The sequence below is a fragment of the Mycobacterium sp. 23 genome, assembly GCF_048287075.1.
Taxonomy (GTDB): domain Bacteria; phylum Actinomycetota; class Actinomycetes; order Mycobacteriales; family Mycobacteriaceae; genus Mycobacterium; species Mycobacterium gordonae_B.
This window is the reverse complement of the sequence record NZ_JBLVUX010000005.1, coordinates 848,466-865,847: the sequence shown is the minus strand read 5'-3', so window position 1 is coordinate 865,847 and position 17,382 is coordinate 848,466. Positions and strand designations below refer to the sequence as shown.

Here is a 17,382-nt window from a genome sequence, read left to right as displayed (position 1 = left end):
AATACGTTAAACCGTCAGTAGCAGGCGTGCGGCGGCCTTGGCCGCGTTGAGTGCGGCTGTGTCTCCGCTGGTCCGCGACAGGATCAGCGCGCCCTCGATCAGCGAGATCACGGCAAGCCCCGCCTGCTCGGCGCGTGCCGCGGGCCGGCCGTCGCGGCGCAGCCGGTCGGTGATCGCCGCGCACCACCCCGCGAAGGCGCGCGCGGCTGCCTCGCGCACTGCCGGACTGCCGTGGACGGCCTCGGTGGCTAGCGGTTCCACCGGGCAGCCGTCGCGTGGGTCGCCGGCCAGGCCGGCCGCCAGCACGTCGATCCAGCGATCCACGACGTCGCTCACCGGTTTGTCGGTGGCCAGCAGCTGACGCAGCAGTTGTTCGATGGCCGACCCGGTGGTGTCGATAGCCGCCGCGGCCAGCTGCTGTTTGCCCTGCGGGAAATGGTGATAGAGCGAACCGGGCTTGACGCCCGCCTCCTCGAGGATCTGGTTCAGGCCGGTCGCCGCATATCCCTGGCGGCGGAACAAGGTGGCGGCGGTGTCGATGAGCGCGGCGCGGCTGCGGTCGGGTCTCGGCATGCCCTTGACTTTACTTGAGTGATCACTCAAGAATGTTGCGATGAGGCAACTAATGCACGCGGACGCCGGCCGCTACGAGTGGCGGGATGCCGCGGACCTGGAAATTTCGGCACCCGGACAGGCTCTGGTCCGGCCGCTGGCGGTCGCGTGCTGCGACCTGGATGTCGCCGTCTGCGCCGGCCGGCTGCCGTTGCCGCCGGGATATGCGGTGGGGCACGAAGGGCTGGCGGAGGTTGTCGCGGTCGGTGACGACGTCACCGGTGTGGCGGTGGGGGACCGGGTGGTGGTGCCCTTCCAGATCAACTGCGGGACCTGCCGCGAATGTCGCCGCGGTGTGACCGGATCCTGTGGCTCGCTGCCGTTGCTGGCGATGTACGGGATGGGCCCGATCGCCGGTCTCGACGGCGGCGGATTCATGTCGGACCTGGTGTTGGTGCCCTACGCCGACGCCATGCTGATCCCCGTTCCGGACGGAGTCGATCCCGTGGCGGTCGCGTCGCTGTCGGACAACATTCCCGACGGCTGGCGCACGGTGGCGCCGTTCGCGGACGAGTTGGGTGCCGTTGATGCCGTGGATCGCCGGGTGCTGGTGGTGGGTCGGGCATCGATCGGGCTGTATGCGGCCGCGTTCGGGGCAGCCGTAGGAGCCCACGTCGACTACGTCGACACCGATCCGCACCGGTTGGCTGCGGCCGAGAAATTGGGTGCGTTTGTGCACGACCGGGTGAAGCCCGCCAGGGAGTGGGAGCCCTACCCCGTCACGGTAAACACGACGGCCGACCCCGCACTGCTGGCGGCCACGCTGCGCGCGACCTGGCCAGACGGCGTGTGCACCGATACCGGGATCTACTACCAGCCGACCGTGGAGTTGGCGCTGCTGCCGCTCTACACCCGCGGCGTGCGGTTCGTCACCGGTCGGGTCAACGCCCGTGCCGCCATTCCGCAGGTCCTGGCGATGCTGGCCGACGGCTGCGACCTGTCACCGGCGGTCGACCGCGTGGTGCCGTGGGAGGAGGCGCCTACGGGGTGGCCCGAAATGACGGGCAAGACGGTGTTTGTCCGGAGCTGATCGCGTGTGCGGCTACCGCGGCGAACCGGCCCGGTTTGCCTCGGTGGCCGCACACCGAAAGCGGTGAGCGCACACTCGGCGACCGCCTGTCAGGCTATATCGCCGACGAAGACCGCCATCCGCCGCAATTGGGCCTTTGCCATCTTGGGCAGCCCTTCAGCCTCCGGTCCGTCGGTACCCGCCGGCAGGATCCGCGCGTTCGTGATGTGCACGGTCTGGCGGGCGTAGTGCACGTCGGCGTCGCCGGCGGCCAGCACGTTCTTCACCCAGTCGGTCTTGCCGTGGCCCAGCGCGATCGCCAGGACGTTGCCCTTGCGGTAGGTGGTCACGATGGTCTTGTAAACCTTGCCCGACTTGCGGCCGCGGTGCTCGATGGTCGCGGTGCCGGGCAGGAACCGGGCGATCGGTTTCAGGAGCGGGTTGAGGTACTTGACCTGTATGTTCTCGAACCACACCGGGAAGATCATCGGGACGCCGGGGGCGTTGTTGGGGTGTTGATCCCTAGCAGACATGGCTGGCTCCTTTTTACCCGCGCACTGTACCGGTCGAATATCGACTTGAGCTGCTCTGGGACAATGGTCCACGTGACCACATCGCCCTCACCACTGTCCCGTATCGACTTGCGGGGCGTGGAGTTGACGGCTGCGCGCCTGCGGGCGGAACTGCCGCGCGGCGGCGTCGACGTGGAGGCCGTGCTGCCCAAGGTGCGGCCGATCGTCGCGGCTGTCGCTGAGCGTGGGGCGGTCGCCGCGCTGAACTACGGCGAGGAGTTCGACGGTGTCCGGCCCGCGGCGGTGCGGGTACCCGACAGCGCACTCGAGGCTGCCGTGGCCGGACTCGACGACGACGTACGTGATGCGCTGCAGGTGATGATCGACCGGACCCGCGCCGTGCACGCCGATCAGCGCCGTGCCGACACCACCACCACGCTGGGCCCCGGCGCCACCGTCACCGAACGCTGGGTCCCTGTCGAACGGGTCGGTCTGTACGTGCCCGGCGGCAACGCGGTCTACCCGTCCAGCGTGGTGATGAATGTGGTGCCGGCCCAGGCGGCCGGCGTCGACTCGCTGGTGGTCGCCAGTCCGCCGCAGGCCGCCTTCGGGGGACTGCCGCACCCGACCATCCTGGCCGCGGCCAAGCTGCTCGGTGTCGAGGAAGTCTGGGCGGTAGGCGGTGCTCAGGCCGTCGCGTTGCTGGCCTACGGCGGCACCGACACCGGCGGAGGAGAGCTCGTCCCCGTCGACATGATCACCGGACCCGGCAACATCTACGTCACCGCGGCCAAACGGCTGTGCCGCTCCCAGGTGGGCATCGACGCCGAAGCCGGCCCCACCGAGATCGCCATCCTCGCCGACCACACCGCCGACCCCGCACACGTGGCGGCCGACCTGATCAGCCAGGCCGAACACGACGAGATGGCGGCCAGCGTCCTGGTGACCCCCAGCCCTGAGCTGGCCGACGCCACCGACACCGAACTTGCCGCCCAGCTGCAGACCACGGTCCACCGCGAGCGGGTGACCACCGCGCTGTCGGGCCCTCAGTCCAAGATCATCCTGACCGACGACCTCGATGCCGCCATCAAGGTGGTCAACGCCTACGCCGCCGAACACCTGGAGATCCAGACCGCCGACGCCGCGGAGGTGGCGACCCGGATCCGTTCGGCCGGAGCCATTTTCGTCGGACCGTACGCACCGGTGAGTCTGGGCGACTACTGCGCCGGCTCCAACCACGTGCTGCCCACCGCCGGCAGCGCACGCCACTCCAGCGGCCTGTCGGTGCAGACCTTCCTGCGCGGCATCCACGTCGTCGACTACACCGAGGCCGCCCTCAAAGACGTGTCGGGCCACGTTGTCACTTTGGCCAAGGCCGAGGACCTGCCGTCGCACGGTGAGGCGGTCCGCCGGAGGTTCGAGCGGTGACCCGACCGACCCTTGACGACCTGCCGCTGCGCGACGACCTGCGTGGCAAGTCTCCCTACGGCGCTCCACAATTGGATGTGCCGGTGCGGCTGAACACCAACGAGAACCCGCACCCGCCCACTCAGGCGCTGATCGACGACGTGGTGCGCTCGGTGCGCGAAGCGGCCGCCGACCTGCACCGGTACCCCGACCGCGACGCGGTTGCCCTGCGCACCGATCTGGCCGCCTATGTCAGCGTCCAGACCGGCACGCCGGTTGGCGTCGAAAGTGTCTGGGCCGCAAATGGTTCGAACGAGATCCTGCAGCAGTTACTGCAGGCTTTCGGCGGGCCGGGCCGCCGCGCCATCGGCTTCGTCCCGTCGTATTCGATGCACCCCATCATCTCCGACGGCACCCGCACCGAATGGCTCGAAGCGGCCCGCGCGGAGGACTTCAGCCTCGACATCGACGAAGCCGTCGCCGCCGTGGTGGACCGCAGGCCCGACGTGGTGTTCATCGCCAGCCCGAATAACCCTTCGGGTCAGAGCATTTCGCTGGACGACCTGCGCAGGCTGCTGGACGTGACCCCGGGCATCCTGATCGTCGACGAGGCTTACGGCGAGTTCTCGTCGCAGCCCAGCGCCGTCACGCTGCTCGACGAATACCCGGCGAAACTCGTCGTCACCCGCACCATGAGCAAGGCCTTCGCCTTCGCCGGCGGCCGATTGGGTTACCTGGTCGCGACTCCCGCCCTGGTCGACGCCATGCTGCTGGTTCGGCTGCCCTACCACCTGTCGTCGGTGACTCAAGCGGCGGCCCGGGCCGCTCTGCGGCACGCCGACGACACTCTGGGCAGCGTGGCAATCCTGATCGCCGAACGAGAACGGGTGTCAACCGCATTGACCAACATGGGTTTTCGGGTCATTCCCAGTGACGCCAACTTCGTCCTGTTCGGAGAATTCGCCGACGCGGCGGCCGCCTGGCAGCATTACCTGGAAGCGGGCGTCCTGATCCGCGACGTCGGTATTCCCGGCCATCTGCGCGCCACCATCGGAATGGCCGACGAGAACGACGCGTTCTTGAAAGTGAGCGCCGAGATCGCCACCACCGATCTAGCCGGCCCCAGCCCGGTGGGCGCGGGTCGCGACCGTTACTTAGGAGCACAGTGACAACCGAAGCCCGGCGTGCGCGCATCGAACGCCGCACCCGAGAATCCGACATCGTGATCGAACTCGACCTCGACGGCACCGGGGAGGTGGACGTCGACACCGGCGTGCCCTTTTACGACCACATGCTCACCGCGCTTGGTTCGCACGCCAGCTTCGACCTGATGGTGCGCACCAAGGGCGACGTGGAGATCGAGGCGCATCACACGATCGAGGACACCGCGATCGCCCTGGGCACCGCGCTGGGGCAGGCCCTTGGCGACAAGAAGGGCATCCGGCGGTTCGGCGACGCGTTCATCCCGATGGACGAGACGCTGGCGCATGCCGCCGTCGACGTGTCCGGGCGCCCCTACTGCGTGCACACCGGCGAACCGGATCACCTGCAGCACACCACGATCGCGGGCAATTCGGTGCCGTACCACACCGTCATCAACCGCCATGTCTTCGAGTCGCTGGCCGCCAACGCCCGCATCGCGCTGCACGTGCGGGTGCTGTACGGACGCGACCCGCACCACATCACCGAGGCGCAGTACAAAGCCGTGGCCCGCGCGCTGCGCCAGGCCGTCGAGCCCGACCCGCGCGTGTCCGGGGTGCCGTCCACCAAAGGTGTTCTGTGACTTCGCTTATCCGGCCGAAGTCCGTGGTGGTATTGGACTACGGCTCGGGGAATCTGCGCTCTGCGCAACGTGCGCTGGAGCGGGTGGGTGCTGACGTCGACGTCACCGCGGACGCCGAAAAGGCACTGGCCGCAGACGGACTGGTGGTGCCCGGCGTCGGCGCCTTCGAGGCGTGCATGACCGGCCTGCGCAAGATCGGCGGCGAGCGGATCATCGCGGAACGGGTCGCCGCCGGGCACCCAGTGCTGGGCGTCTGCGTGGGCATGCAGATCCTGTTCGCCCGCGGCGTCGAATTCGGGGTGGAGACAACGGGGTGCGGTCAATGGCCCGGCGCGGTGACCCGGCTGGATGCGCCGGTGATCCCGCACATGGGGTGGAACGTGGTCAATGCCGCGCCGGACAGTGTGCTCTTCCGGGGCATGAGCGCCGACACCCGGTTCTATTTCGTACACTCCTACGCCGCGCAGCGGTGGGAAGGTTCACCCGAAGCGATGTTGACGTGGGCGACACATCAGGTGCCGTTTCTGGCGGCGGTGGAGGACGGTCCGCTGTCCGCCACCCAGTTCCACCCGGAGAAGAGCGGCGACGCCGGGGCCGCGATCCTGCACAACTGGGTCGAGGGGCTGTAGCGATGTCGCTGATTCTGTTGCCGGCCGTCGACGTCGTCGAGGGCCGCGCCGTGCGCCTGGTCCAGGGCAAGGCTGGCAGTGAAACCGAGTACGGCTCAGCGCTGGACGCCGCGCTGGGTTGGCAGCGTGACGGCACCGACTGGATCCACCTGGTCGACCTCGACGCCGCCTTCGGTCGCGGTTCCAACCGCGAACTGCTGGCCGAAGTGGTGGGCAAACTCGATGTGCAGGTGGAACTGTCCGGCGGCATCCGCGACGACGACTCCCTGGCCGCCGCGCTGGCCACCGGGTGCGCCCGGGTCAACGTGGGCACCGCCGCGCTGGAGAACCCGCAGTGGTGTGCCCGGGCGATCGCCGAGCACGGCGACAAGGTGGCGGTGGGCTTGGACGTCCAAATCGTCGATGGCGCACACCGATTGCGCGGCCGCGGGTGGGAGACCGACGGCGGCGACCTGTGGGAGGTGCTGGACCGGTTGAACGCCGAAGGGTGTTCGCGCTATGTCGTCACCGACGTCACCAAGGACGGCACCCTGGGCGGGCCCAACCTTGACCTGCTGGCCAGGGTCGCCGAGCGCACCGACGCGCCGGTGATCGCCTCCGGCGGCGTGTCCAGCCTGGACGATCTCCGTGCCATCGCCACGCTGACCGACCGCGGGATCGAGGGAGCGATTGTGGGCAAGGCGCTCTATGCTGGCCGGTTCACGTTGCCGCAGGCGCTGGACGCGGTGCGGGAGTAGGCGCCATGGATTTGGATGCTTTGGTTCAACAGGCATCGGGGATCCTCGACGATGCGATCGAACCGTTCCTGGCCGGCCACCGCGCCGACTCGGCGGTCCGCAAGAAGGGCAACGACTTCGCCACCGAAGTCGACCTGGCCATCGAACGTCAGGTCGTCGATGCCCTGGTCGCCGAAACGGGAATCGAGGTCCACGGCGAAGAATTCGGCGGCGCCGACGTCGGCTCGCCGTGGGTGTGGGTGCTGGACCCGGTCGACGGCACGTTCAACTACGCCGCCGGGTCGCCGATGGCGGGCATCCTGCTGGGACTGCTGCGCGACGGCGAACCGGTCGCCGGGCTGACCTGGCTGCCCTTCACCGGTCAGCGTTACACCGCGGTGGCGGGTGGTCCGTTGATGAAAAACGGTGAGCCGCAGCCGAAGTTGGCAACCGCCGAGCTGGCCGACGCACTGGTCGGCGCCGGCTCGTTCAGCGCCGACTCCCGGGGCCGTTTCCCGGGCCGCTACCGGGTCGCGGTGCTGGAAAACCTCAGCCGGCTGTCGTCGCGATTGCGCATGCACGGCTCCACCGGCCTCGACCTTGCCTATGTTGCCGACGGAATCCTGGGCGGTGCAATCAGTTTCGGTAGCCATGTGTGGGACCACGCCGCCGGAGTGGTGTTGGTGCGTGCCGCCGGTGGCATCGTCACCGACCTGGCCGGCGAGCAGTGGACCCCGGCCTCCCGGTCCGCGCTGGCCGCCGCGCCCGGCGTCCACGGCGAGATTCTCGAGATCCTCCGCAGCACCGGGCAACCGGAGGATTACTGAAATGCAGCAGCATCACTCCGGTGACGGACTCGCGGTACGGGTAATTCCGTGCCTGGACGTCGACGACGGCCGCGTCGTCAAGGGCGTCAACTTCGAAAACCTCAGGGATGCGGGTGATCCCGTCGAACTGGCGGCGGCGTACGACGCCGAGGGCGCTGACGAGCTCACGTTTCTCGACGTGACGGCGTCCTCCTCCGGGCGGTCCACCATGCTCGATGTGGTGCGTCGCACCGCCGAGCAGGTGTTCATCCCGCTCACCGTGGGTGGCGGGGTGCGCACCGTCGCGGACGTCGACACGTTGTTGCGCGCCGGGGCGGACAAGGTGTCGGTCAACACCGCAGCCATCGCCCGCCCCGACCTCCTGGCAGAAATGGCAAGGCAATTCGGGTCGCAGTGCATCGTGTTGTCGGTCGACGCGCGGACCGTGCCCGAGGGCTCGGCGCCGACCCCGTCGGGCTGGGAAGTCACCACCCATGGTGGCCGGCAGGGCACCGGCATCGACGCCGTCGAGTGGGCCGCCCGCGGTGCGGAGTTGGGCGTGGGCGAGATTTTGTTGAACTCGATGGATGCCGACGGCACCAAGGCGGGGTTCGACCTGGCCATGCTGCGCGCCGTGCGTGCGGCGGTGACGGTGCCGGTGATCGCCAGTGGCGGTGCCGGAGCGGTGGAGCACTTCGCACCCGCGGTAGACGCCGGAGCCGATGCGGTGTTGGCGGCCAGCGTGTTTCACTTCCGGGAGCTGACGATCGGGCAGGTCAAGGCCGCCATGGCCGCCCAGGACATCACCGTGCGGATTGCCACGGCATGACCCTCGAACCCGCCATCGCCGCCCGGTTGAAGCGCAACGCCGACGGGTTGTTCACCGCGGTGGTGCAGGAGCGCGGCAGCGGTGATGTGCTGATGGTCGCGTGGATGGACGACGACGCGCTGGCGCGCACCCTGGAAACCCGCGAGGCCACCTACTTTTCCCGTTCCCGGAACGAGCAATGGGTCAAAGGAGCGACCTCCGGGCACACGCAGTACGTGCACTCGGTGCGGCTGGACTGTGACGGCGACACCGTGCTGCTGACCGTCGATCAGGTCGGGGGAGCCTGCCACACGGGCGACCACAGCTGCTTCGATGCCGCGGTGCTACTGGAGCCCGAGGACTAGCGGACCGGGACGTCGAGCCCGATCGCCGCCGCCAGAGCGGCCTTGGTCCATTCGCGACGCTCCACGTCCGGTTTGATGCGATCCCGCCGGATCAGCTCGATGTCGATGGGCCTACCCACGGTGACTGCCGCCGGTACGTGGAAGACGAAGGACGGTCGGTCGATAGTGATCCCCAGCAGGACGTCGGCGTCGGTGAAACCATTGCTGCGGATCACGTTTTCGGTCCATTTGGCAGGTTTGAGGCCGCCGAAATCGTTGACGTAGACCACCCACAGCCGAGTCCCTTGACCGGCGTAGAGCTTGTTGACGGCCCGCTCGATCAGGATGCGTTCGCCGGGCCCCAGCACGTGGGCCTGATCGGTGATCTGGTTGGTCAGTTTCAGCGGTGGAAGGCCCGCGCTGCTGTTCGTCGGCGCCACGTCGGCCGGCGAGGACGAGGGACCCGCAGACTGCTGCCCACCCGACTGGCCGCGCAACACCACCACCGCGAGGACCGCGGCCACCGCTATCAGCACGACGGCCGCCCCCGAGGCGATCAGCGCGCCGCGACGGCGGCCGCCGGGGGCGGGTGCGGCGGTGGCGATCACCTCGGTCGGCCGTTCCACGGCGACCGTCGCGCCCGAGGCGTCGGCCCTGCCCACCGGAGCGGCTAATGCGGCGGCAAAATCCGAGCACGACGCGAATCGCGCCGACCGGTCCTTCGCGAGTGCCCGGGCGATGACGCCATCGAGGTAGGCGAGTTCCGGGCGCCGCTCACTCAGCAGCGGCGGTGGTGCCGACAGATGCTGGCTGATCACCACCGCGGGGTTGGAATTCTGGAACGGGGCACCGCCGGTCAGCAGCTGGTACGCGGTGCAACCCAAGGCGTACTGATCGGCTCGACCGTCGAGATCGGACGCCTGCAGCTGCTCCGGCGGGCAGTAGGCGGTGGTGCCCATCGTCATGTTGGTCGCAGTCAGGCCGCTGACGTCGCCGAGCTCACGGGCGATGCCGAAATCGGCGAGCAGGATCCGCCGCCGCGGCGCAGCCTCGCCCAGCAGGATGTTGGCCGGTTTGACGTCGCGATGCAGCAAGCCGCGGGAGTGCGCGTAGTCGAGCGCCTCCGCCACGGCCGTGACGATCTCCACGACCTCCGGCAGCGGCATTCCGGACGGGTAGCGGTCGCGCAGCAGCTGGGCGGCGTCAGTTCCTTCGACGTAGTCCATCGACAGCCACAGCTGGCCCTCGTACTCGCCACGGTCGTGGATGCCGACGATGTGCTCGTTGTACAGGCTGCCGGCCAGTTCGGCCTCGCGGTTGAACCGCGCACGAAACTCCTGGTTCGTGGTGAACTCCGCGGGCAGGACCTTCAACGCGTCCCGGCGGGGCAGCCGTGGATGCTGGGCCAGGTACACCTCGCCCATCCCACCGGCACCGAGCCGTCGCACGATCGTGTAGCCGGCGAAGAGCTCGCCCTCCTGTAGGCCCCTCGAGGGGTTGCGGTCTGCGCTGGTCGGCATGGGAGCATGCTACTGAGGCGCAGTTAGCCGGAATTAACGCACTGGTACAATTGAAGCGCTGTCAGTTTCGCTGACCGGTGCCGACCGGTTCGGTTGCGATCCGCTGCAGCGGTGGCCGCAGTTGATTTCTTGGCATGGCTGATCAGTTGTGCGCGAACATGTTTCGGCGATACAGGGTCGGGTATGTCGGGATCGACGTTGCGGCCCAAACTGATTCAGGGCGTGCATCCAGTCAGCTGAGCGCAGCGACGCGGGCCGCAATCTGTATGTGCCGCAATCGGTTTGGCGGCGGCGATGAGGAAAGGAGCGATCGATGGTCAAACGTGTGTCGTGGAACGTGCTGGCGCCGCTGATCGCTCTGGTTGCTCTGGTGTTCAGCTGGGGGCAGGAGATCGGCCCGGTGGTGGGGGCGCTCGCGGCGGTGCTGCTCGGCGGTGCCGTGCTGGCCGCGGTCCATCACGCCGAGGTGGTGGCGCACCGGGTCGGCGAGCCGTTCGGGTCGCTGGTGCTGGCCGTCGCGGTGACCGTCATCGAGGTTGCGCTGATCGTCACGTTGATGACGTCCGGCGGCGACAAAGCGGCCACCCTTGCGCGCGACACGGTGTTCGCGGCGGTGATGATTACCACCAACGGCATCGTCGGCTTGTCGCTGCTGCTGGGCTCCCGACGCTACGGGGTGACGCAATTCAACGCGCACGGCAGCGGCTCGGCGCTGGCCACGGTCGCCACGCTGGCGACGTTGGGCCTGGTATTGCCGACGTTCACCACCAGCCATCCCGGTCCCCAGTTTTCCCCTGGTCAACTTGCCTTCGCCGCGGTCGTCTCGCTGGGTCTGTACCTGATGTTCGTCTTCACCCAGACCGTCCGGCACCGCGACTTCTTCCTGCCAGTGGTGCAGAAGGGTGCGGTCGACGACGACAACCACGCCGACCCGCCGAGCACCCAGTCGGCGCTGCTGAGCCTGGGAGTGCTGCTCGTCGCCCTGGTGGCGGTGGTGGGACTGGCCAAGGTGGAATCGCCGTTCATCGAGCGTATGGTGGCGGCCGCCGGTTTCCCGCACTCCTTCGTCGGCGTGGTAATCGCGCTGGTGGTGTTGCTGCCGGAGACCCTCGCGGCAGGTCGAGCGGCCCGCCAGGGACGGATGCAGATCAGCCTCAACCTGGCGTACGGCTCCGCGATGGCCAGCATCGGGCTCACCATCCCGGCCATTGCGCTGGCGTCGATATGGGTCCGTGGACCGCTGTTGCTGGGGCTCGGACCCATCCAGTTGGTGTTGCTGGCGCTGACCATGGTGGTCAGCGTGCTCACCGTGGTGCCGGGCCGGGCGACCCGGCTGGAGGGCGAGGTGCATCTCGTCGTGCTGGCCGCGTGGTTGTTCCTGGCGATCAGCCCGTAGCGCGTCTCGCTTTGATCCGCGAGCGTGAAGCCAGCTTCACGCTCGACGCCGAGCGTGCAACCAGCTTCACGCTCGGCACCAGGACGCGGACTTCAGCGCCCGCGCAGCGTCTCCAGCGCCTTGTCCGCATGGGTGTCCATGCTGATCTCGCTGGAAATCACGTTGAGCACGGTGCGGTCGGTGTCGATGACGAACGTGGTGCGCTTGACCGGCATCAACTTGCCGAGCAAACCCCGCTTGACGCCGAACTGGGTTGCCACCTTGCCGTCGCTGTCCGACAGCAGCGGGTAGTCGAAGTTCTGGGTGTCGGCGAACTTCGCCTGCTTCTGAACGGGGTCGGTGCTGATGCCGACCCGGCTGGCGCCGAGCACGGCGAATTCGGAGGCCAGGTCGCGGAAGTGGCAGGCCTCCTTGGTGCAGCCCGGCGTCATGGCGGCCGGATAGAAAAACAGCACGACGGGCCCGTCGCTCAGCAGTTCACTCAGTTTGCGCGGGGTGCCCGTCTGATCGGGAAGCTCGAAGTCGGCCACGGTGTCACCAATTTTCATGGCCGCCACGCTACGCGGGCCGTGCCCCGGCAATCTGATTGGATGGTCCGGTGAACGCCATCCTCGCAGCCACGACAACGCGGGAGGATTTCCGCGTGCTGGCCGCCGAGCACCGGGTCGTCCCGGTGACCCGCAAAGTACTGGCCGACAGCGAAACTCCGCTTTCGGCGTATCGCAAGCTCGCCGCCGGCCGCCCCGGGACTTTCCTGCTCGAGTCGGCCGAAAACGGCCGGTCCTGGTCGCGCTGGTCGTTCATCGGGGCCGGGGCGCCGACCGCGTTGAGCGTGCGGGACGGCCACGCCGTGTGGCTGGGCACGGTGCCCAAGGACGCACCCGCCGGGGGCGACCCGCTCGACGCGTTGCGCGCCACGCTGGAGGTTCTCGCGACGGCCGGCCTGCCTGGTTTGCCTCCGCTGTCCGGTGGCATGGTCGGCTACTTCGCCTACGACATGGTGCGGCGACTGGAGCGCCTGCCCGAGCTCGCCGTCGACGACCTCCAGCTGCCGGACATGCTGTTGCTGCTGGCCACCGATGTGGCCGCGGTGGACCACCACGAGGGCACCATCACCCTGATCTCCAACGCGGTCAACTGGAACGGCACCGACGAGCGGGTTGACTGGGCTTACGACGACGCGGTCGCACGCCTCGACGTGATGACGGCCGCGCTGGGGCAGCCGCTGCCCTCGACCGTCTCCACCTTCAGCAAACCCGAACCGGTGCACCGCTCCCAACGCACGGTCGAAGAGTACGGCGCCATCGTCGACTACCTGGTCGAGCAGATCGCCGCCGGCGAGGCCTTCCAGGTCGTCCCGTCCCAGCGTTTCGAGATGGACACCGACGTCGATCCGATCGACGTCTACCGGATGCTGCGGGTGAGTAACCCCAGCCCGTACATGTACCTGCTGCAGATCCCCGATAGTGAAGGCGCAGTGGACTTTTCGATCGTCGGGTCCAGCCCTGAGGCGCTGGTGACCGTGCACGACGGACGGGCCACGACGCATCCGATCGCCGGAACGCGGTGGCGGGGGGAGACCGAGGAAGAAGACGTTCTGCTGGAAAAGGAATTGCTGTCCGACCAGAAGGAGCTCGCCGAGCACCTGATGCTGGTGGACCTGGGCCGCAACGATCTGGGCCGGGTGTGCACCCCGGGGACCGTCCGCGTCGAGGACTACAGCCACATCGAGCGCTACAGCCATGTGATGCACCTGGTTTCCACGGTGACGGGCCTGCTGGCGGAGGGCAAGACGGCCCTGGACGCGGTGACGGCGTGTTTTCCGGCCGGCACCCTGTCCGGTGCTCCGAAGGTCCGGGCGATGGAACTGATCGAGGAGGTCGAGAAAACCCGCCGGGGCCTCTACGGAGGTGTGGTGGGCTACCTCGACTTCGCCGGCAACGCCGACTTTGCGATCGCCATTCGCACCGCGCTGATGCGCGACGGGACGGCCTATGTTCAGGCGGGCGGTGGCGTGGTGGCCGACTCCAACGGGCCCTACGAGTACAACGAGTCGCGGAATAAGGCGCGGGCGGTACTCAACGCGATCGCCGCGGCCGAGACGCTGACGGTGCCGGGCACGAGCGGTGGCTGACAACCCGCGCCGCGGGCGGCTCCTCGTCAGAGGCGCCCAGTTGTTGCTGGTCATCGCGGCCGGTGCGCTGTGGGGTGCCTCGCGGTTCACCTGGGTTGTCATCCGATCGTTCGACGGGTTGGGGCAGCCCAAGGAGCTTGCGCTGTCGGGTGCCACCTGGTCGAGCGCGCTGCTGCCGCTGGCGATCGTGAACCTGGCCGCTGCGGTCGCCGCGCTGGCGGTGCGCGGTTGGCAGTTGCGGGCGCTGGCGGCGCTGCTGGCGGCTGCGAGTTTCGCGATCGGCTACCTCGGCGTCAGCCTCTGGGCCGTGCCTGATGTGGCGGCGCGCGGAGCCGATCTCGCGCACGTTCCGGTGGCGACGCTGGTGGGCAGCGCCCGCCAGTACAGCGGGGCGGTGGTGACGGTGGCGGCGGCGGTGTGCACCCTGGTGGCCGCGACCTTGTTGATGCGCTCGGCTTCGGTCGCCGGCTCTTCCAGGTCGGACAGCACGAAGTACCTGGCTCCGGGCGCGCGCCGCTCGGCGGCGCGGGAAATCGACGGGACACCAACCGAGGATCGGGCGCAGGCCGGGGACGGGCAGTCGCAGCTTTCGGAACGCATGATCTGGGATGCTCTGGACGAGGGCCGAGACCCTACCGATCGACCCACTGACCCGGACATCGAGGGGCGGTGACGGGTCCCCTCGTGAGGGTCGCTACCCTTCTTGCACGCCGTCGAAATCGGTTGGCGAGCGTGGGGTGATCCAGAGTCACAGTGGGTTACAGGAGGAAGGAACCGCAGGTATGAGTCCGGCCAACGTGCTTGACTCCATTCTTGAGGGAGTCCGGGCCGATGTTGCCGCGCGCGAAGCCCGCGTGAGTCTTTCTGAAATAAAGGCCGCCGCCGCAGCCGCCCCGCCGCCCCGCGACGTAATGGCCGCGCTGCGCGAGCCCGGCATCGGGGTGATCGCCGAGGTCAAGCGCGCCAGTCCGTCCAAGGGTCCGCTGGCTACCATCGCCGACCCGGCGAAGCTGGCCCGCGCCTACGAGGACGGCGGCGCCCGGATCATCAGCGTGCTGACCGAGGAACGACGTTTCAACGGTTCGCTCGACGACCTCGACGCGGTACGCGCGGCGGTGTCGATCCCGGTGTTGCGCAAGGACTTTGTGGTGCAGCCCTACCAGATCCACGAGGCCCGCGCGCACGGAGCCGACATGTTGCTGCTCATCGTCGCCGCACTCGACCAGTCCGCGCTGGTGTCGATGCTCGACCGCACCGAGTCGCTGGGCATGACAGCGCTGGTCGAGGTGCACACCGAAGAAGAGGCCGACCGTGCCTTGAAGGCCGGAGCCAACGTAATCGGGGTCAACGCCCGCGATCTCACCACGCTGGAAGTCGACCGGGACTGCTTCGCGCGGATCGCCCCCGGATTGCCCAGCAAGGTGATCAGAATCGCCGAGTCCGGCGTGCGCCACACTGGTGACCTGCTGGCGTATGCCGGCGCGGGCGCCGACGCCGTGCTGGTCGGTGAGGGCCTGGTGAAAAGCGGTGACCCCCGTGCGGCGGTCGCCGACCTGGTCACCGCCGGAACTCACCCATCCTGTCCGAAACCGGCTCGCTAGCCGTTGATGTCCTGCGCACGCCCTGAGTCTTTGTGATGGCTGACCTGTCGAACCCGGATATTCCGCGTACCAGCGCCGCCATCGTCGAACGCACCCACTACGACCCGGACGCGGGCGGTCATTTCGGCGTTTACGGCGGACGCTATGTCCCCGAAGCGCTGATGGCCGTCATCGAGGAAGTCACCGTCGCCTACGAGAAGGAACGCGTCGACCAGGATTTCCTGGACACCCTGGACAAGTTGCAGACGCACTATGCCGGCCGGCCGTCCCCGTTGTACGAGACGACCCGGTTGGGCGAGCACGCCGGCTCGGCCCGGATCTTCCTCAAGCGAGAAGACCTGAACCACACCGGGTCTCACAAGATCAACAACGTGCTCGGCCAGGCGCTGCTGGCCCGCCGGATGGGCAAAACACGGGTCATCGCCGAGACGGGGGCCGGCCAGCACGGGGTGGCCACCGCCACCGCCTGCGCGCTGATGGGCCTGGAGTGCATCATCTACATGGGCGCGGTCGACACCGCCCGTCAAGCGCTCAACGTGGCCCGGATGCGGTTGCTGGGCGCGCAGGTCGTTTCGGTGGAGACCGGGTCCCGGACCCTCAAAGACGCCATCAACGAGGCGTTTCGGGACTGGGTCACCAACGCCGACAACACCTACTACTGCTTCGGCACCGCCGCCGGACCGCATCCGTTCCCGACCATGGTGCGCGACTTCCAGCGCATCATCGGCATGGAGGCGCGCGTGCAGATCCAGCAGCAGGCGGGCAGGTTGCCCGACGCGGTGGTCGCGTGCGTCGGTGGTGGGTCCAACGCGATCGGTATCTTCCACGCTTTCCTCGACGATCCCGGTGTGAGGCTGGTGGGCTATGAAGCCGCCGGCGACGGCGTCGAGACCGGCCGGCACGCGGCGACTTTCACCGGTGGTTCGCCCGGTGCCTTCCAGGGCTCGTTCTCGTACCTGCTGCAGGACGCGGACGGACAGACCATCGAATCGCATTCCATATCAGCAGGTTTGGATTATCCCGGGGTAGGCCCGGAACACGCATGGCTCAAAGACGCGGGGCGCGTTCAGTACGAACCGATCACCGACACCGAGGCCATGGATGCGTTCGGCCTGCTATCGCGCACGGAGGGCATCATCCCGGCTATCGAATCCGCGCACGCGGTGGCCGGAGCACTGAAGCTGGGTGCCGAATTGGGAAGGGACGCGGTCATTGTGGTGAACCTGTCGGGCCGCGGAGATAAGGACGTGGAGACCGCCGCGAAGTGGTTCGGCCTGATGGACAAGTCGTGACCGTGCAACAGAGTGCGGCCGGCAGATTGGGCCCGTTGTTCGATTCGTGCCGGGCTGACGGCCGGGCGGCCTTGATCGGTTATCTGCCCACCGGTTACCCGGACGTGCCGGGATCGCTGCAGGCCATGACCGCACTGGTCGAATCCGGTTGCGACATCGTCGAAGTCGGCGTGCCGTACTCCGACCCGGGGATGGACGGCCCGACGATTCAGCGGGCCACCGAGCAGGCGCTCAGCGGGGGAGTCCGGGTGCGCGACACCCTGACCGCGGTCGAGGCGATCAGTGCCGCGGGTGGCCGGGCGGTAGTGATGACTTACTGGAATCCGGTGTTGCACTACGGAGTTGACGCGTTTGCCCGCGACCTGGCGGCAGCCGGCGGTCAAGGGTTGATCACTCCCGACCTCATTCCCGATGAGGCAGCGCAGTGGATTGCGGCGTCGAAGGAGCACGGTTTGGATCGCATCTTTCTGGTGGCGCCGTCATCGACGCCCGAACGGCTGGTGGCCACCGTCGAGGCGTCACGCGGATTCGTCTACGCGGCGTCGACGATGGGTGTGACGGGCGCGCGCGACGCGGTCTCGACGGCCGCTCCTGAACTGGTGAGAAGGGTGAAGGCGGTGGCTGACATACCAGTTGGCGTCGGACTGGGTGTGCGGTCGGGCGCGCAGGCCGCGCAGATCGGTAGCTACGCCGACGGGGTGATCGTCGGTTCGGCACTGGTGTCGGCGTTGGGCGAGGGTCTGTCCGCCCTGCGGGCGCTGACCGAGGAACTGGCCGCCGGCGTGCGCCAGAGGAAGTCGGCATGACGTTGGC

The 17,382-nt window shown here is 68.2% G+C and carries 19 protein-coding genes; 15 read left to right on the top strand and 4 right to left on the bottom strand.

The window, feature by feature from the left end; genetic code table 11:
- Positions 1 to 6: 6 nt before the first annotated feature.
- A complete protein-coding gene (locus ACNQS7_RS05180) occupies positions 7 to 573 on the bottom strand; it encodes a TetR/AcrR family transcriptional regulator (protein ID WP_418011710.1) in 567 nt (188 codons plus the stop codon).
- Positions 574 to 613: 40 nt separating this feature from the next.
- Between ACNQS7_RS05180 and ACNQS7_RS05175 the strand changes: the two genes are divergently transcribed.
- Positions 614 to 1,642: an alcohol dehydrogenase catalytic domain-containing protein gene (locus tag ACNQS7_RS05175; protein ID WP_418011709.1), complete on the top strand. Its 1,029-nt coding sequence runs from the start codon at positions 614 to 616 to the stop codon at positions 1,640 to 1,642.
- Positions 1,643 to 1,731: 89 nt separating this feature from the next.
- On the opposite strand, the gene ACNQS7_RS05170 is transcribed toward ACNQS7_RS05175, so the two are convergent.
- Positions 1,732 to 2,154, bottom strand: a complete 423-nt coding sequence (locus ACNQS7_RS05170) for a nitroreductase family deazaflavin-dependent oxidoreductase (protein WP_310786218.1) — start codon at positions 2,152 to 2,154, stop codon at positions 1,732 to 1,734.
- 63 nt (positions 2,155 to 2,217) lie between these two features.
- Here ACNQS7_RS05170 and hisD point away from each other — a divergent pair, with 63 nt between their 5' ends.
- From hisD to hisI, 8 genes are read left to right on the top strand one after another with little or no spacing between them, the layout of a single operon-like run.
- Complete coding sequence (gene hisD / locus ACNQS7_RS05165) at positions 2,218 to 3,561, top strand: histidinol dehydrogenase (RefSeq protein ID WP_418011708.1); 1,344 nt, start codon at positions 2,218 to 2,220, stop codon at positions 3,559 to 3,561.
- Positions 3,558 to 4,709 carry a histidinol-phosphate transaminase gene (locus tag ACNQS7_RS05160; RefSeq protein ID WP_418011707.1) on the top strand — a complete coding sequence of 384 codons (1,152 nt, stop codon included), beginning with the start codon at positions 3,558 to 3,560 and terminating at the stop codon, positions 4,707 to 4,709. Before hisD ends, ACNQS7_RS05160 begins: the two co-directional genes overlap by 4 nt.
- On the top strand, positions 4,706 to 5,323 hold the full coding sequence (hisB, locus tag ACNQS7_RS05155; protein ID WP_055580247.1) for an imidazoleglycerol-phosphate dehydratase HisB: 618 nt from the start codon (positions 4,706 to 4,708) through the stop codon (positions 5,321 to 5,323). Before ACNQS7_RS05160 ends, hisB begins: the two co-directional genes overlap by 4 nt.
- Before the next feature lie 8 nt (positions 5,324 to 5,331).
- Complete coding sequence (gene hisH, locus ACNQS7_RS05150) at positions 5,332 to 5,952, top strand: imidazole glycerol phosphate synthase subunit HisH (RefSeq protein WP_156452770.1); 621 nt, start codon at positions 5,332 to 5,334, stop codon at positions 5,950 to 5,952.
- Between the two features lie 2 nt (positions 5,953 to 5,954).
- A complete protein-coding gene (gene priA / locus ACNQS7_RS05145; protein WP_418011706.1) occupies positions 5,955 to 6,689 on the top strand; it encodes a bifunctional 1-(5-phosphoribosyl)-5-((5-phosphoribosylamino)methylideneamino)imidazole-4-carboxamide isomerase/phosphoribosylanthranilate isomerase PriA in 735 nt (244 codons plus the stop codon).
- 5 nt (positions 6,690 to 6,694) lie between these two features.
- Positions 6,695 to 7,495, top strand: coding sequence for an inositol monophosphatase family protein (locus ACNQS7_RS05140; RefSeq protein WP_055580244.1), 801 nt, complete (start codon positions 6,695 to 6,697; stop codon positions 7,493 to 7,495).
- Between the two features lies 1 nt (position 7,496).
- The gene (gene hisF, locus ACNQS7_RS05135) at positions 7,497 to 8,303 is read left to right on the top strand and encodes an imidazole glycerol phosphate synthase subunit HisF (protein WP_418011705.1); all 807 of its coding nucleotides are present in this window, start codon (positions 7,497 to 7,499) and stop codon (positions 8,301 to 8,303) included.
- Entirely contained in the window at positions 8,300 to 8,647 is a 348-nt protein-coding gene (gene hisI, locus ACNQS7_RS05130; RefSeq protein ID WP_418011704.1) for a phosphoribosyl-AMP cyclohydrolase, read from the top strand. The genes hisF and hisI overlap by 4 nt, the downstream gene beginning before the upstream one ends.
- Here hisI and ACNQS7_RS05125 read toward each other — a convergent pair.
- Positions 8,644 to 10,146, bottom strand: coding sequence for a serine/threonine-protein kinase (locus ACNQS7_RS05125; RefSeq protein ID WP_418011703.1), 1,503 nt, complete (start codon positions 10,144 to 10,146; stop codon positions 8,644 to 8,646). The two genes, hisI and ACNQS7_RS05125, sit on opposite strands and share 4 nt — an antisense overlap.
- A gap of 313 nt (positions 10,147 to 10,459) precedes the next feature.
- On the opposite strand from ACNQS7_RS05125, the gene ACNQS7_RS05120 reads away from it, so the two are divergent.
- The gene (locus ACNQS7_RS05120) at positions 10,460 to 11,542 is read left to right on the top strand and encodes a calcium:proton antiporter (protein WP_418011702.1); all 1,083 of its coding nucleotides are present in this window, start codon (positions 10,460 to 10,462) and stop codon (positions 11,540 to 11,542) included.
- Positions 11,543 to 11,634: 92 nt separating this feature from the next.
- Here the strand turns inward: ACNQS7_RS05120 and ACNQS7_RS05115 are convergent, their stop codons facing one another.
- Positions 11,635 to 12,090 (bottom strand): peroxiredoxin, encoded by a 456-nt coding sequence (locus tag ACNQS7_RS05115; protein WP_418011701.1) that lies wholly within the window; start codon positions 12,088 to 12,090, stop codon positions 11,635 to 11,637.
- 50 nt (positions 12,091 to 12,140) lie between these two features.
- On the opposite strand from ACNQS7_RS05115, the gene ACNQS7_RS05110 reads away from it, so the two are divergent.
- From ACNQS7_RS05110 to trpA, 5 genes are all read left to right on the top strand, one after another.
- The gene (locus ACNQS7_RS05110; RefSeq protein WP_418011700.1) at positions 12,141 to 13,676 is read left to right on the top strand and encodes an anthranilate synthase component I; all 1,536 of its coding nucleotides are present in this window, start codon (positions 12,141 to 12,143) and stop codon (positions 13,674 to 13,676) included.
- Complete coding sequence (locus ACNQS7_RS05105) at positions 13,669 to 14,349, top strand: TIGR02234 family membrane protein (protein WP_418011699.1); 681 nt, start codon at positions 13,669 to 13,671, stop codon at positions 14,347 to 14,349. Before ACNQS7_RS05110 ends, ACNQS7_RS05105 begins: the two co-directional genes overlap by 8 nt.
- 109 nt (positions 14,350 to 14,458) lie before the next feature.
- Positions 14,459 to 15,277, top strand: coding sequence for an indole-3-glycerol phosphate synthase TrpC (gene trpC, locus ACNQS7_RS05100; protein WP_055580236.1), 819 nt, complete (start codon positions 14,459 to 14,461; stop codon positions 15,275 to 15,277).
- 35 nt (positions 15,278 to 15,312) lie between these two features.
- The gene (gene trpB, locus ACNQS7_RS05095) at positions 15,313 to 16,569 is read left to right on the top strand and encodes a tryptophan synthase subunit beta (protein ID WP_418011698.1); all 1,257 of its coding nucleotides are present in this window, start codon (positions 15,313 to 15,315) and stop codon (positions 16,567 to 16,569) included.
- Complete coding sequence (gene trpA / locus ACNQS7_RS05090; RefSeq protein ID WP_418011697.1) at positions 16,566 to 17,375, top strand: tryptophan synthase subunit alpha; 810 nt, start codon at positions 16,566 to 16,568, stop codon at positions 17,373 to 17,375. Before trpB ends, trpA begins: the two co-directional genes overlap by 4 nt.
- Positions 17,376 to 17,382 lie beyond the last annotated feature (7 nt).

Excerpts from the sequence above, each read along its gene's own strand:
- hisD (WP_418011708.1), top strand. The coding sequence starts at position 2,218 with ATGGTCCACGTGACCACATCGCCCTCACCACTGTCCCGTATCGACTTG.
- ACNQS7_RS05125 (WP_418011703.1), bottom strand. The coding sequence starts at position 10,146 with ATGCCGACCAGCGCAGACCGCAACCCCTCGAGGGGCCTACAGGAGGGC.
- hisI (WP_418011704.1), top strand. The coding sequence starts at position 8,300 with ATGACCCTCGAACCCGCCATCGCCGCCCGGTTGAAGCGCAACGCCGAC.
- ACNQS7_RS05140 (WP_055580244.1), top strand. The coding sequence starts at position 6,695 with ATGGATTTGGATGCTTTGGTTCAACAGGCATCGGGGATCCTCGACGAT.
- trpC (WP_055580236.1), top strand. The coding sequence starts at position 14,459 with ATGAGTCCGGCCAACGTGCTTGACTCCATTCTTGAGGGAGTCCGGGCC.
- ACNQS7_RS05170 (WP_310786218.1), bottom strand. The coding sequence starts at position 2,154 with ATGTCTGCTAGGGATCAACACCCCAACAACGCCCCCGGCGTCCCGATG.
- trpB (WP_418011698.1), top strand. The coding sequence starts at position 15,313 with ATGGCTGACCTGTCGAACCCGGATATTCCGCGTACCAGCGCCGCCATC.
- ACNQS7_RS05120 (WP_418011702.1), top strand. The coding sequence starts at position 10,460 with ATGGTCAAACGTGTGTCGTGGAACGTGCTGGCGCCGCTGATCGCTCTG.
- priA (WP_418011706.1), top strand. The coding sequence starts at position 5,955 with ATGTCGCTGATTCTGTTGCCGGCCGTCGACGTCGTCGAGGGCCGCGCC.
- ACNQS7_RS05175 (WP_418011709.1), top strand. The coding sequence starts at position 614 with ATGAGGCAACTAATGCACGCGGACGCCGGCCGCTACGAGTGGCGGGAT.
- ACNQS7_RS05115 (WP_418011701.1), bottom strand. The coding sequence starts at position 12,090 with ATGAAAATTGGTGACACCGTGGCCGACTTCGAGCTTCCCGATCAGACG.
- hisF (WP_418011705.1), top strand. The coding sequence starts at position 7,497 with ATGCAGCAGCATCACTCCGGTGACGGACTCGCGGTACGGGTAATTCCG.
- ACNQS7_RS05180 (WP_418011710.1), bottom strand. The coding sequence starts at position 573 with ATGCCGAGACCCGACCGCAGCCGCGCCGCGCTCATCGACACCGCCGCC.